Here is a 14,303-nt window from a genome sequence, read left to right as displayed (position 1 = left end):
GGACTCAGACTTCGTCAGGGGAACGCAGGTTGGTAACCGCAATACGCTGCTCGCGGCGCTGTTCTTTCTGGGAAGGCATCTCGGCGCGATAAACGCCTTGATCGCCAACGACCCAGGACAGCGGGCGGCGCTCCTGACCGATCGATTCCTGCAGCAGCATCAGCCCTTGCAGAAATGCCTCGGGACGGGGCGGGCAACCGGGTATGTAGACGTCGACGGGAAGGAACTTGTCGACACCCTGAACGACCGAGTAGATGTCGTACATGCCGCCGGAATTGGCGCACGAACCCATGGAGATGACCCACTTGGGCTCGAGCATCTGCTCATAGAGACGCTGGATGACGGGCGCCATCTTGATGAAGCAGGTGCCGGCGATGACCATGAAGTCCGCCTGGCGTGGGGATGCGCGGATTACCTCGGCACCGAAGCGCGCAACGTCGTGCGGCGCGGTGAAGGCGGTGGTCATTTCCACGTAGCAGCACGACAGGCCGAAATTGTACGGCCACAGGGAGTTCTTGCGACCCCAGTTCACCGCACCACTGAGAACATCCGAGAGTTTCCCCATGTAGATGTTCTTGTGCACTTCGTCTTCTAGACGCTGGTCGGAAACGACCTCCTGCTTGCCGATCGGGTATTGCTCGTTGGGAGCATCCGGATCGATCCGAGTAAGTTTGTATTGCATCGCCAAAGCCTCATTGTTTCAGCTTCGCTTGCCGAGACTTACGGCCCTCGGGTGCCCAATCGAGCGCACCGATACGCCAAAGGTAGACAAGACCTGCCAACAGAATGTTTATGAAAACGGCTGCTTCGATGAAGCCGGCCCAGCCGCTTTCGCGAACGGAGACGGCCCAGGCGAAGAGAAAGAGGGCTTCGACGTCGAAGATCACGAAGAGCATCGCGACCAGATAGAATTTTGCGGACAGACGCAGACGTGCGCTGCCAGTGGGAAGCATGCCCGATTCGAACGGCTCGTTCTTGCTGCGGCCCCATGCCTTGCTACCCAGCAGGCTGGATACGCCCATCATGAACGCACAGAGGCCAACGACCCCCAGCAGAAAAACGGCCAACGCCCAGTTGTGGGACAGGGAACTGCTTGCTTCCAACATGCCGGGACTCCTCAGGCAAGGAACGGCTTCACGCGTAATTAAAGTTATGGCAAGGCAACCACAGCCGCCTCGCATCTATTTGCATAATGTTATGCCTGTATTGGGTGTAAGTAAATTTTTCAGCGCAAAAAATTAATATTAAGTCGCTTGCCTGACATCGAGAAAAGAGCATTGGCCCTTTTAAATCAACGACCTATAAAGATGACATGGCTCTATGGTCGCCCCGCTTAAATGCATGTAGTGAATAATTAAACAGACTTCAATGGGAATATTTATCATTTGAGAATTTGTTCTTTTAAGTTTTTACTTGTCGCTTAGTTGTCCATCCATGGCGCACTTCAACACACAATGACCATTGAACTTTCTCGCCTATTAGTTGCAGCAATAAAAAAAACCCGACATCGCTGCCGGGGCTCAAGGGTTACAGCGTGCGCCTGACGACGCGCACGTCTGTCAGTTCTGTCAGTGGAACTGGTTCATCGTGTTGTCCTTGCCGCCGGCCTTCAGTGCCGCTTCACCCGCAAAGTACTCCTTGTGGTTGTCGCCGATGTCCGAGCCCGCCATGTTCTGGTGCTTGACGCAGGCGATGCCCTGGCGGATCTCCTGACGCTGCACGCCCTTCACGTAGGCCAGCATGCCCTGGTCGGCGAAATAGCCCTTGGCGAGGTTGTCGGTGGACAGCGCCGCAGTGTGGTAGGTGGGCAGGGTGATCAGGTGGTGGAAGATACCGGCGTTGGCCGAACCATCGCGCTGGAAGGTGCGGATCTTCTCGTCGGCAACCTGAGCCAGCTCGGTCTCGTCGTACTCGACGCTCATCAGCTTGGCGCGGTCGTAGCCGGAAACATCCTTGCCGTCGGCGACGAACGCGTCGAATACCTGCTGACGGAAGCTCAGCGTCCAGTTGAACGACGGGCTGTTGTTGTAGACCAGCTTGGCATTGGGAACGACTTCGCGAACGCGATCGACCATGGCCTTGATCTGCCCGACGTGAGGCTTCTCGGTTTCGATCCAGATCATGTCGGCGCCGTTCTGCAGCGAGGTGATGCTGTCCAGTACGCAGCGATCTTCACCGGTGCCCTTGCGGAACTGGAACAGGTTGGACGGCAGGCGCTTGGGTCGCAGCAGCTTGCCTTCGCGGTTGATCACCACGTCGCCGTTCTTCAGTTCCGATGCACTGATTTCATCGCAGTCGAGGAACGAGTTGTACTGGTCACCCAGGTCGCCCGGCTCGCTGGTCACGGCGATCTGCTTGGTCAGGCCTGCCCCCAGGGAGTCGGTACGGGCGACGATCACGCCGTCGTCCACGCCCAGCTCGAGGAAGGCATAGCGCACGGCGTTGATCTTGGCCAGGAAGTCGACATGGGGAACGGTGACCTTGCCATCCTGGTGGCCGCACTGTTTCTCGTCGGACACCTGGTTCTCGATCTGGATGCAGCAGGCGCCTGCCTCGATCATTTTCTTGGCCAGCAGGTAAGTGGCCTCCGGGTTGCCGAAGCCGGCGTCGATGTCGGCGATGATCGGCACCACATGGGTTTCGAAATTGTCGATCTGCGCCTGAATTTCGCTCTGCTTGGCCTTGTCACCGGCGTCGCGGGCGGCGTCCAGGGCGTTGAACAGCAGGTCCAGCTCACGGGCGTCGGCCTGGCGCAGGAAGGTGTAGAGCTCCTCGATCAGCGCGGCGACGGCGGTCTTCTCGTGCATGGACTGATCGGGCAGCGGGCCGAAGTCGGAACGCAGCGCGGCGATCATCCAGCCGGACAGGTAGAGGTAGCGCTTGTTGGTGGTCTTCAGGTGCTTCTTGATGGAAATCAGCTTCTGTTGGCCGATGAAACCGTGCCAGCAGCCGAGGGACTGGGTATAGACGGAGGAGTCGGCGTCGTACTCGGCCATGTCCTTGCGCATGATGGCTGCCGTGTACTTGGCGACGTCCAGGCCGGTCTTGAAGCGGTTCTGGGCGCGCATGCGTGCGACGGATTCCGGTTTGATGGCGCTCCAGCTGCTGCCAGCGGCTTCTTTCAGGGCGGCAACGGCTTTGATGTCGTTTTCGTAAGCTGACATGGTCAATCCTTCAAGTGTGTGTTTGGTCGAGCGCCGAACGTAGCGCGCAGTCAAGGCGCAGGGCTCGGAGCGAGCTCACCGCAGACGTTGAGAGGAAACCGGAATGAGGAGGGCACTTGGGTCGGGTGGACGAAACGTATCGTTTGCCACTCGCCGGATAGGCGAGCTGTTGTGCGTGCAGGCCCGTGGACGCCCTTGGCACTGTGCAATTCGATACGTGAAACGCTTCCCCGTCCCTCAGGACAACCTCGTTCCAGTCGCCATCTCGTCGAACTGCCTTGTGGGCTTAACAACACGAATCGATCTTGCGGTAAGCAAGAATACGACCCGGAGGCTCCGTTTCCAGAGCCCCTGATTAGCGGGAGCGAGGCCATCATGCGACCGACGAAAATGTTCGTCAATCGTTTTTGTAGTGTTTTTTTAGATCTACTACATAAGTCTTAGATCGACCGTATAGTCACGTTTTACGGGGCTTTCAGTCGATTACGTCGACCTTCACGCGCATGCTCATATCTTCACGGCCTTCGGTCGAGTAGCGCCGCAATACGCCGCTGCGGTCTGCCTGGCTTTGCTCGCTGCTGCCGCCAATGCTGATCCACTCGCCGATCCGGCCGCTGACCCGGGTATCGGCCTGCTGAATGTCGATCACGCCCGGCTGGTTCTGATTCAGCCGATCCCGGTTGCTGCTGATATCCAGATGCACGACTTCGCCGGCCAGGCTGGCGGTGACGTAGAAGCCCTGGGTGACGTTGCGGTATTCGGTGTTGTTGGTGATCTGGCCGTAGGGGCCGCGGCTGCTGGTGGTCACCGGCACGCTCTGGCCGACCTGAATCAGCGCTGGATAGCCTTCGCTGGTCTGTACCTGCTGAGTGCCGCCGCCGCGGCTGTCGGTGCTGCGGCGAATGATGCGTGCCTGATCACGCCCCTGGATTTCACCGCGGCCGATATCCACCTGGCCGTTGCCGGCGCTGATGCTGCCATCGACGCTGTACCCCCGGTCATCGCGGTAGGCGGACTCACTGGTGTCGACGCTGATCAGCAGCCGCCGGGGCTGGGTATCGAGCTGGCCGAGCAGGGCGCGGACCTCTTCGATCTTGCCGGGTGACGCATTGACGATGAGCTGGTTGCCGTAGGCGCTGACGCGCCCCTCGTTACCGAGGGCCGACTGCACCACGGGCAGCAGGTCGGCTGCGGTCCGGTAGTTGAGCGGGATGACTTCGGTGGCAGCCGACGCCGAGAGACTGAAAGCGAGCAGCGCTGCGCCGAGAAAGCGCCGTTTCAGCAGGAAACTCTTCATAGCAGAAAACTCCGCAAATCAGGATCGGTGATACTGGTATCCCAGGTTTGGTCGAAGAGCCGCTGCAACTGGCGAACACGAGCGGGATCCTGGTATTTCGCATAGCCGGCAAATTGATCCGGCTCGGGGCGCACCAGCAGGCCCTGATCGTCAGCCAGCAGAAAAGCGCCCTCGGGGGCCGGGTAATCGGGATGGCAGCGGCGAATCTGCACGTGACTGGACAGCTTGCGCGACAAGGCGATCAGTCGATGCCCGTCACGAACTGCGCGACTGCTGTCACGCACCAGAATGCGTAGCCGGCTGTTGCGGTGGCTCAACAGAAACTGCGTGCACGCCTGTTGAATGCTGCTGTGGTGGTAGAGCCAGGGCTCGAGGTCGGGGCTGTAAAGGCACAGTGTACGGCCGGCCTGTTGCATCAGTGCCAGCGCATGGCTACGGGCGTGGTCGGGCAAACTGAAACGCTGTAGCGCCTGCTCGCTGCCCAGCACGAAGGGCGCCGGTTCCCAGGCGGCAGGCGATGGCAGCTGGCTGTCCGGGTTGTGCAAGGTGAAACGCCCGGGTGACTCGAACTCGATGGGTTCGAGTTCGGCATCATCGGGCGTGTGTTCATCGTTCATGCTGACCTCTGTGGCACCGGCGTAGCCACAGCTGATTCATCAGCCGCTGCTGCGCACCATGTCGACGTGGGGAATGCCCGCTTCCAGGTATTCGTCACTCACTACAGTGAAGCCCAGCTTTTCATAGAACGGCGTTGCCTGCACCTGGGCGCTGAGCATTTGCTGACTCAGCCCGCGTTTCTCGGCTTCGGCGATCACTGCATGCAGCAGCGCTTCGCCGACCTTCAGTCCGCGCCAGTCCTTGAGTACCGATACCCGACCGATCTGACCATCGGCCAGCAGGCGCGCGGTGCCGATCGGGTAATCGCCTTCGCAGGCGAGAAAATGCACGGCATCACTGTCTTCGGCGTCCCATTCCAGCTCAGGCGGCACCGCCTGCTCAGCGACGAATACCGTTTCACGGATGCGTCGCAGTTCTTCGTAATCCCTGTGCCAGTCGGCGATGCGTACGTGCAGGTCATTCATCGGCGAACTCCACGCTCCCTTGCTTGGCGAGTTCCAGCAGCAGGGTGCGTGCTTCGTCGTTGGCCAGCCATGGGCCAAGGTTTTCCAGGTGCAGGGCATCGGCAGAGCAGATCATTTTCAGCAGCTCACGCAGGCCGGCGGAAACGACGCGACTCTGGCCGCTGGCGAACAGCACCAGGTCTTCGCCGACTTCGGACCAGGCCATGCGTGCACTGGGGTTGCGGATCATCACGGCGCCGTCTTCCAACTGGTCGAGGAAGCCGTCTTCGTCGATCTCGATACCGGCGATCAGCTCCGGGTAGCGTGGCTCGGTCATGAACTGGCCGAACCAGGTCATCAACAGGCGCTCGTCGCTCATGTGCTCGGCGAGCAGCGCCTTGAGGCGGTCCAGGGCGTCGCGCTGAATCTCGTTGGGGTCGCTGACGGGCACGGTGCCGGCGTCGCTATAGCGCGTTTCATCGGGCAGGAACTGACCGAGAAAATCGGTGAAATGGGTCAATACTTCGGCCGCGCTGGGTGCGCGGAAACCCACGGAATAAGTCATGCAGTCATCCTCGGCGGTGCCACTATGGGCCAGGAGCGGCGGCAGATAGAGCATATCGCCGGGCTCGAGAACCCATTCTTCGGTTTGATCGAATTGAGCCAGGATCTTCATGTCGAGATCCGGCAGCAGGGGGCTTTGCGAATCGCACATCTGGCCGATCTGCCAGCGACGACGGCCATGGCCCTGCAGGAGAAACACATCGTAGTTATCGTAGTGCGGACCAACGCCGCCGCCAGGTGCGGCGAAACTGATCATCACGTCATCGATACGCCACTTGGGCAGAAACTTGAATTCTTCCAGCAGCTCGGCAACCTCCGGAACGAACTGGTCGACGGCCTGCACCAGTAGCGTCCATTCGCGCTCTGGCAACTGCGAGAACGCATCCTCGGCGAAGGGGCCCCGGCGCACCTCCCAAGGCGTTTCGCCATGCTCGATTACCAGGCGCGATTCCACTTCTTCCTCGAGGGCGAGGCCGGCCAGTTCGTCCGGAGAGATCGGGCTTTCGAACGCGGGGATGGCCTGGCGCACCAGCAGGGGCTTCTTCTGCCAGTAATCGCGCAGGAACTCACGTGCGCTCAGGCCACCCAATAGCTGAAGAGGAGCATCAGGATTCATCTGTAAGTCCTTGATATTTATTAAAGCGTATAAAAAGAAACGCCCGGCTTCAGCCGGGCGTCCTTGAGACTGGCTATAGCCTAGATGCGTTTGGCCTGAGCCACCGCGTTGCCGATGTAGTTGGCGGGAGTGAGCTGCTTGAGCTCTTCCTTGGCCTGCTGCGGCATATCCAGGCCATCGATGAAGGCCAACAGCGCTTCTGGCGTGATGCCCTTGCCACGAGTGAGCTCCTTGAGCTTCTCATAGGGGTTCTCGATGGCGTAGCGACGCATAACGGTCTGGATCGGCTCAGCGAGCACTTCCCAGCAGGCGTTCAGGTCTTCAGCAATACGTTGAGCATTGAGCTCCAACTTGCTGATTCCCTTGAGGCTTGCTTCATAAGCGATCACGCTGTGGGCGAAGCCGACACCGAGGTTGCGCAGCACGGTGGAATCGGTCAGGTCACGCTGCCAGCGGGAAATCGGCAGCTTGCTGGCCAAGTGCTGGAACAGCGCGTTGGCGATACCCAGGTTGCCTTCGGAGTTCTCGAAGTCGATCGGGTTGACCTTGTGTGGCATGGTCGACGAGCCGATCTCGCCGGCGATGGTCTTCTGCTTGAAGTAGCCCAGGGAGATATAGCCCCAGACATCACGATCAAAGTCGATGAGGATGGTGTTGAAGCGGGCGATGGCATCGAACAGCTCGGCGATGTAATCGTGCGGCTCGATCTGCGTGGTGTAGGGGTTCCACTGCAGGCCCAGATCGTTCTCGATGAACTGGCGGGCGTTGGCTTCCCAGTCGATCTGCGGGTAGGCCGACAGATGAGCGTTGTAGTTGCCCACAGCGCCATTGATCTTGCCCAGCAGCGGCACGGCGGCGATCTGCACGATCTGACGCTCGAGGCGATAGACGACGTTGGCCAGCTCTTTACCCAGGGTAGTGGGAGAGGCCGGTTGGCCGTGGGTACGCGACAGCATCGGTACGTCGGCGAACTTCACCGACAATTCGCGGATGGCGCTGGCGATCTGGCGCATCAGCGGCAGCAGCACGTTGTCACGGCCTTCACGCAGCATCAGGGCGTGGGACAGGTTGTTGATGTCCTCGCTGGTGCAGGCGAAATGGATGAACTCGCTGACCTTGTCCAGCTCCGGCAGCTTGGCAGCCTGTTCCTTGAGCAGGTACTCCACGGCTTTGACGTCGTGGTTGGTGGTGCGCTCGATTTCCTTGACGCGCTCAGCGTGCTCGACCGCGAAGTTCTCGGCCAGCTCATCGAGCAGCGCGTTTGCTTCGGCGGAGAAGGGCGCGACTTCACTCACACCTTCGTGGGCAGCGAGGCGCTGCAGCCAGCGGACTTCGACCTGAACGCGGAAGCGGATCAAGCCGTATTCGCTGAAAATGGGGCGCAGAGCGCTGGTTTTGCCGGCATAGCGGCCATCTACGGGCGAAACCGCGGTGAGCGAGGAAAGCAGCATGGGAGGCGTTCTCGGACAGTCGGGCGTTGAAAAGGGGGCATATCATACACGAAGTGGCGCGTTGCAAGCGCCAGGCTTCGAGGAACAGCGGACTGATGGCTTTCCAAGAAGCGAGATTTTCAAGTGAAAATCCATACTAATCATAAAGATAAGCCAGAGTCTTGATATTCGGCTTGAGAGTGCTGTCAGCCGCGCAGCATCGGGTAAAGCTCACGCAGCAATTTGCGACGACTGAACACCAACTGCCAGCGATGACCGCCCAACTGCCGCCACAGGCGTCCGGAACGGATGCCAGCGAGCAGCAAGGCACGGATTTTCGAGGCATTGGCCGGCTGCTGCAGAAAGCGGCTGTCGCCCTGCACCTGAATGCGCTGCTTGAAGGTACTGATGGTGTCCTGATACAGCGCGCCGCACGAGGAAATCACGTTCTCGTGGCCAATGCCGAAGTGTTCTGCCTGGCTCTGGATCTGATCGAGGCGCCCACCCATCAACTGCAGCAGGTCGCCACGCTTGTCGAGCTGACGTTCCAGGCCGAGCAGGGCGAGTGCATAGCGCAGGGGCTCGCGCTGCAGGCTGGTCGGGTCGCGCTCCAGGGCGCTGACCAGGGCGCGGTAACCGTCACGCAGATTGAGGTCATCCCCGCCGAACACATCCAGGGTACCTTTGGGGTCACGCACCAGCAGGCTGCCGATCAGGCAGGTCACTTCGCTCTCGGCGGCCTGGCCGGTCTTGGCGATCTTGTCGACCATCACCGCGGCCTGAAATACCGCGCCAAGGGCGATCAACTGTTCTTGTATCGGGTTCATCGCGGGGCGCCCTCGCTCCAGGGCTCGGCGCTTTCGATCACGCCACCGCCAAGACAGATATCACCATCGTAGAACACCACGGACTGTCCGGGCGTGACTGCGCGCTGCGGCTGGTCGAACGTGGCCCGGTAGCCATCGGCGCTGCGTTCCAGGGTGCAGGTCTGGTCGGCCTGGCGATAGCGCACCTTGGCCGTCAGCTGACGCGGAGCATCGAGCTCGATCGGATTGACCCAGTAGATCTGCGAGGCGTTCAGGGCGCGGGAGAACAGCCAGGGGTGTTCGTTGCCCTGGCCGACCACCAGCACGTTGCGGGTCAAGTCCTTGTGCAACACGTACCAGGGCTCGTCGCCGGCATCCTTGAGACCGCCGATACCCAGGCCCTGGCGCTGGCCGATGGTGTGGTACATCAGGCCGTGGTGCTTGCCGATGACCTCGCCTTCGGTGGTTTCGATGTCGCCCGGCTGCGCCGGCAGGTACTGCTTGAGAAAATCGCTGAAGCGCCGCTCACCGATGAAGCAGATGCCGGTGGAGTCCTTCTTCTTGGCGGTGGCCAGCTCGTATTTCTCGGCGATGGCGCGCACCTGGGGCTTTTCCAGCTCGCCAACCGGGAACAGGGTCTTGGCGATCTGCTCGCCGCCAACGGCGTGCAGGAAATAGCTCTGATCCTTGTTCGGGTCCAGCCCCTTGAGCAGCTCGCTGCGCCCGTCGATGTCACGCCTGCGCACGTAGTGGCCGGTGGCGATGAGGTCGGCGCCGAGCATCAGGGCGTAGTCGAGGAACGCCTTGAACTTGATTTCGCGGTTGCACAGGATGTCCGGGTTCGGCGTGCGACCAGCCTTGTACTCGGCCAGGAAGTGCTCGAACACGTTGTCCCAGTACTCGGCCGCGAAGTTGGCGGTGTGCAGCTTGATGCCGATGCGGTCGCAAACGGCCTGGGCGTCGGCCAGGTCGTCCATGGCGGTGCAGTATTCGGTGCCGTCGTCCTCGTCCCAGTTCTTCATGAACAGGCCTTCGACCTGATAGCCCTGTTCGAGCAACAGCAGGGCCGATACGGAGGAGTCGACGCCGCCGGACATGCCGACGATTACGCGCTGAGTGGCTGGATCTTGCATGGTCGGGATCAATACAGGCTTCAAAGGGGCGAGATTCTAACAGGATGTGCCCGACGTTTCAGTTCGGCCGCTTGCGCGAGCGCCGCCCGTGCCTACATCGGTTCGTGGATGAGGCTCAAGGGAAAGCGGGCGCCCGCCAGGTAGTCGTCCAGGCAGCGCATCACCAGCTCGCTGCGCAGGTGATCGGACTCGGCCTGGAGCTCTTCATGAGTGAGCCAGCGGATGCCGCTGATATCGCTATCCAGCGCGCGCTCGGGGTGATGCGCGAGCAGATTGGCGGTGAAGCAGATGCGTTGATAGGTCACGCCGTTGCTCGGTGCGGTGTACAGGTAGATGCCGGTAACGCCGGTCAGCTCGACATCGCAGCCGGTCTCTTCCAGGGTTTCCCGTACCGCGGCCTGCAGCAGGCTTTCCCGGGGTTCCAGATGGCCGGCGGGCTGATTGAGCACCAGGCGGCCGCCCTTGAGTTCTTCGACGAACAGAAAACGTCCGTCTTGCTCGACGATCGTTGCAACGGTGACGTGCGCATGCCAGGTCATGAAGCCTCCTTCAGCGGGTAGGAAATAAAAAACCCCGGCACAGGGCCGGGGTCCTTTTAACTCAACGAATCACTCAAGCCAGAGAGGCCAGGGCGGCGTTGAGGGTCGCGCTTGGACGCATGACTTTTTCGGTCAGCTCCTTGTTCGGCGCGTAGTAACCACCGATTTCAGCCGGCTTGCCCTGTACCGCGCCCAGTTCGGCAACGATCTTGGCTTCGTTGTCGCTCAGGGTCTTGGCCAGCGGTGCGAACTGCGCCTGCAGTGCGGCGTCTTCATTCTGTGCCGCCAGAGCCTGAGCCCAGTACAGCGCCAAGTAGAAGTGGCTGCCACGGTTGTCGATACCGCCGACCTTGCGTGCTGGCGACTTGTCGGTGTCGAGGAACTGGCCGGTGGCCTGATCCAGGGTCTTGCTCAGTACCAGTGCCTTCGGATTGTCGTAGGTGTTGCCCAGGTGCTCCAGGGAAGCGGCCAGAGCCAGGAACTCACCCAGCGAATCCCAGCGCAGGAAGTTTTCCTCGACCAGTTGCTGGACGTGCTTCGGCGCAGAACCGCCAGCGCCGGTTTCGAACAGGCCGCCGCCATTCATCAGCGGCACGATCGAGAGCATCTTGGCGCTGGTGCCCAGTTCCATGATCGGGAACAGGTCGGTCAGGTAGTCGCGCAGTACGTTACCGGTCACCGAGATGGTGTCCTTGCCTTCGCGAATGCGTGCCAGGGAGAACTTGATGGCTTCGACCGGGGCGAGGATGCGGATGTCCAGGCCGCTGGTGTCATGATCCTTCAGGTACTGCTCGACCTTCTTGATCATTTCGGCGTCATGCGCGCGCGCCGGGTCCAGCCAGAACACCGCAGGGGTGTCGCTCAGGCGTGCACGGTTCACGGCCAGCTTGACCCAATCCTGGATCGGCTCGTCCTTGGTCTGGCACATGCGGAAGATGTCGCCTTCCTCGACCTTTTGCTCCATCAGCACCTTGCCATTGGCATCGCTGACGCGAACCACGCCGTTGGCCTGGATCTGGAAAGTCTTGTCGTGGGAGCCGTACTCTTCGGCTTTCTGAGCCATCAGGCCAACGTTCGGTACGCTGCCCATGGTCGTCGGGTTGAAGGCACCATTGGCCTTGCAGTCCTCGATGACCACTTGGTAGATGCCGGCGTAGCAACGATCCGGGATCACCGCTTTGGCGTCTTGCAGCTCGCCTGCGGTGTTCCACATACGGCCCGAGTCACGAATCATGGCTGGCATCGAGGCGTCGACGATCACGTCGCTCGGTACGTGCAGATTGGTGATGCCCTTGTCGGAGTTGACCATCGCCAGCGCCGGACGATCGGCATAAACGGCGGCGATGTCGGCTTCGATCTCGGCCTGCTTGTCAGCGGGCAACTTCTTGATGCTGGAGTACAGGTCGCCGATACCGTTGTTCAGGTTGAAGCCGGCTTCCTGCAGGGCCGCAGCGTGCTTCTCGAGGGCAGCCTTGTAGAACTCGGCAACGATCTGGCCGAAGATGATCGGGTCGGAGACCTTCATCATGGTGGCCTTCAGGTGGACCGAGAACAGCACGCCCTGTTTCTTGGCGTCTTCGATCTCTGCGGCGACGAAGCTGCGCAGTGCCTTCTTGCTCAGTACCGAGCAATCCAGGACTTCGTTGGCCAGGACCGAGGTTTTCTCTTTCAGCACGGTGGCGGTGCCATCGGTGCCGATCAGTTCGATCTTCACGCTGCCTTTGGCGTCGATCAGAGCGGCCTTTTCGCTGCCGTAGAAATCGCCGCTTTCCATGTGCGCCACGTGGGACTTGGAGTCAGCGCTCCAGGCGCCCATTTTGTGGGGGTGCTTGCGGGCGTAGTTCTTGACCGACAGCGGCGCGCGACGGTCGGAGTTGCCTTCGCGCAGTACCGGGTTCACGGCGCTGCCCTTGACCTTGTCGTAACGGCTGCGAATGTCGCGTGCTTCGTCGCTGTCGCCGGTGTCCGGGTAGTCAGGCAGGGCGTAACCCTGGCTCTGCAACTCCTTGATCGCGGCCTTCAGTTGCGGAACCGAGGCGCTGATGTTCGGCAGCTTGATGATGTTGGCTTCTGGCGTAGTAGCCAGTGCACCCAGCTCGGCCAGGTGATCACCCTGTTTCTGAGCATCGGTCAGAAACTCGGGGAAGAGGGCCAGAATACGGCCGGCCAACGAGATATCGCGGGTTTCGACGGCGATATCCGAAGAGGCGGTGAAGGCTTTGACGACAGGGAGCAGGGAGTAGGTCGCAAGCGCAGGGGCTTCGTCGGTGAGGGTGTAGATAATCTTAGAGCGTGTGGTCATATTTGATTTAACTCTCTTTTTGCTGAACTTGCACAAAGCACTGATCCGGGTGAGGTGGCTTCTGACCACGGCTCGGCATCAATGATGTGAATTCGAAGTTCCATCCCGATGATGTTGGGTGTCGCAATCGACCGACGGCGGTAGCGGATCGCCTCTGAAGGTCGGCGCGACGAGTGCTGGAAGCCGTACTCCAGGCAAATGCGCCTTTATGACTACTCAGTCAGCGCCCGAGTATATCAAACCAGAGGGCGATGGCAGTGACCAAGTTGCTGGGAGCGCGGATCGGATGGGCGTTTCGGGCTGCTGAAGTCGCCATGAAGGGGCCTCGTCGAGGTTCTCGACGAGCAAGCGCAGGCCATGGCGTTACTGTCTGGGCTCAGGCGTTTCGCGGTATCCCGCGGTCAATTGGACCAAGGTCGTAGCAGGCCGACGGACGAAGATCCGATGAGGAGTGACCGATTTCATCGCTGAAACGCAAAAGCCGGTCCTGAGACCGGCTTTTGCGTGCAGCCAAGCAGCTTAGGAAATCAAACCTCGACGGTCTCCCCGCGCACTCTGCTGGTGGCGGTGGTAGCAACTTCAGAAGCTGCCTGAGCAGCGCTGATATTCACGGCGTGGAGGCCCTTGGGGCCTTGAATAATATCGAAGCTCACGGCTTGTCCGGCTTTCAGGGTTTTGTACCCGTCCATCTGGATGGCCGAATAATGGGCGAACAGGTCCTCATCTCGGCCGTCGGCCAGGATGAACCCATAGCCCTTGGCGTTGTTGAACCACTTGACCTTACCACTTAGCATGCTGATATCCCTCTGCAAGGAACTCCATTGCTGGAGTATCATCCACATTAGATCCCGCGTCCGTAAGATAGCTCGTACGTGCGCAAGCCCTTTCACCCCGTAGGGGTATCCTTTGGTTGTAACACCCTTTTGCCGATAGTCAAGGCAACGCACGAAGCAACGATAAACGGGTCTTAGTTTTTGCTGCCCATCTCCATTCACCCACGAACCTTTTATCCAGCATGCATGCAAGTAGCCAGATTCGACTAACATTCAATCAGGATCGACCCGCACCGCATGAGGACGACTCTTCAGGCCTGGCCGTCGAGGAATCCAAGCCGGCATTGCAGGCGCCTCCGCTTTACAAGGTGATCTTGTTCAATGATGACTACACCCCCATGGATTTCGTGGTCGAGATACTCGAGACCTTCTTCAACCTCAATCGGGAGGTGGCGACCAGAATCATGTTGACCGTGCACACCGAAGGTCGCGCCGTTTGCGGTCTCTACACCCGCGATATCGCTGAGACCAAGGCCACCCAGGTCAATCAATACGCGCGGGAAAGCCAGCATCCATTACTCTGTGAAATCGAGAAGGACGGTTAACGCCGGCCGCTTG

14 protein-coding genes are annotated in these 14,303 nt (G+C 60.1%); 1 reads left to right on the top strand and 13 read right to left on the bottom strand.

Annotated elements, in window-relative coordinates:
* Positions 1-4: 4 nt before the first annotated feature.
* From QRN22_RS04650 to cspD, 13 genes are all read right to left on the bottom strand, one after another.
* Positions 5-682, bottom strand: a complete 678-nt coding sequence (locus tag QRN22_RS04650; protein WP_042552638.1) for a NuoB/complex I 20 kDa subunit family protein — start codon at positions 680-682, stop codon at positions 5-7.
* A gap of 10 nt (positions 683-692) precedes the next feature.
* Entirely contained in the window at positions 693-1,106 is a 414-nt protein-coding gene (locus QRN22_RS04645) for an NADH-quinone oxidoreductase subunit A (protein WP_042552639.1), read from the bottom strand.
* 462 nt (positions 1,107-1,568) lie between these two features.
* Positions 1,569-3,164: an isocitrate lyase gene (locus tag QRN22_RS04640; protein WP_042552640.1), complete on the bottom strand. Its 1,596-nt coding sequence runs from the start codon at positions 3,162-3,164 to the stop codon at positions 1,569-1,571.
* Positions 3,165-3,639: 475 nt separating this feature from the next.
* A complete protein-coding gene (locus QRN22_RS04635) occupies positions 3,640-4,461 on the bottom strand; it encodes a secretin N-terminal domain-containing protein (RefSeq protein WP_082045726.1) in 822 nt (273 codons plus the stop codon).
* Complete coding sequence (locus QRN22_RS04630; RefSeq protein ID WP_042552641.1) at positions 4,458-5,078, bottom strand: DUF7931 domain-containing protein; 621 nt, start codon at positions 5,076-5,078, stop codon at positions 4,458-4,460. Before QRN22_RS04630 ends, QRN22_RS04635 begins: the two co-directional genes overlap by 4 nt.
* Before the next feature lie 39 nt (positions 5,079-5,117).
* A complete protein-coding gene (locus QRN22_RS04625; RefSeq protein ID WP_042552642.1) occupies positions 5,118-5,543 on the bottom strand; it encodes a GNAT family N-acetyltransferase in 426 nt (141 codons plus the stop codon).
* Positions 5,536-6,702 (bottom strand): ribosomal protein uL16 3-hydroxylase, encoded by a 1,167-nt coding sequence (locus QRN22_RS04620; protein ID WP_042552643.1) that lies wholly within the window; start codon positions 6,700-6,702, stop codon positions 5,536-5,538. Before QRN22_RS04620 ends, QRN22_RS04625 begins: the two co-directional genes overlap by 8 nt.
* A gap of 80 nt (positions 6,703-6,782) precedes the next feature.
* A complete protein-coding gene (gene purB / locus QRN22_RS04615; RefSeq protein ID WP_042552644.1) occupies positions 6,783-8,153 on the bottom strand; it encodes an adenylosuccinate lyase in 1,371 nt (456 codons plus the stop codon).
* Positions 8,154-8,338: 185 nt separating this feature from the next.
* Positions 8,339-8,959, bottom strand: coding sequence for a high frequency lysogenization protein HflD (gene hflD / locus QRN22_RS04610; RefSeq protein ID WP_042552645.1), 621 nt, complete (start codon positions 8,957-8,959; stop codon positions 8,339-8,341).
* A complete protein-coding gene (mnmA, locus tag QRN22_RS04605) occupies positions 8,956-10,071 on the bottom strand; it encodes a tRNA 2-thiouridine(34) synthase MnmA (RefSeq protein ID WP_042552646.1) in 1,116 nt (371 codons plus the stop codon). The genes hflD and mnmA overlap by 4 nt, the downstream gene beginning before the upstream one ends.
* Before the next feature lie 92 nt (positions 10,072-10,163).
* Entirely contained in the window at positions 10,164-10,610 is a 447-nt protein-coding gene (locus tag QRN22_RS04600; RefSeq protein WP_042552647.1) for an NUDIX hydrolase, read from the bottom strand.
* Between the two features lie 73 nt (positions 10,611-10,683).
* Complete coding sequence (locus QRN22_RS04595) at positions 10,684-12,912, bottom strand: NADP-dependent isocitrate dehydrogenase (protein WP_042552648.1); 2,229 nt, start codon at positions 12,910-12,912, stop codon at positions 10,684-10,686.
* A gap of 527 nt (positions 12,913-13,439) precedes the next feature.
* On the bottom strand, positions 13,440-13,706 hold the full coding sequence (gene cspD / locus QRN22_RS04590; protein WP_042552678.1) for a cold shock domain-containing protein CspD: 267 nt from the start codon (positions 13,704-13,706) through the stop codon (positions 13,440-13,442).
* A 221-nt stretch (positions 13,707-13,927) separates the two neighbouring features.
* Here cspD and clpS point away from each other — a divergent pair, with 221 nt between their 5' ends.
* Positions 13,928-14,290, top strand: a complete 363-nt coding sequence (gene clpS, locus QRN22_RS04585) for an ATP-dependent Clp protease adapter ClpS (RefSeq protein ID WP_042552649.1) — start codon at positions 13,928-13,930, stop codon at positions 14,288-14,290.
* Positions 14,291-14,303: the final 13 nt, after the last annotated feature.

The organism is Pseudomonas sp. MEJ086, from assembly GCF_030209025.1.
Taxonomy (GTDB): Bacteria; Pseudomonadota; Gammaproteobacteria; order Pseudomonadales; family Pseudomonadaceae; genus Aquipseudomonas; species Aquipseudomonas fulva_A.
Note: the sequence above shows the minus strand (reverse complement) of the source record. Positions and strands in the feature narration are given on the sequence as shown.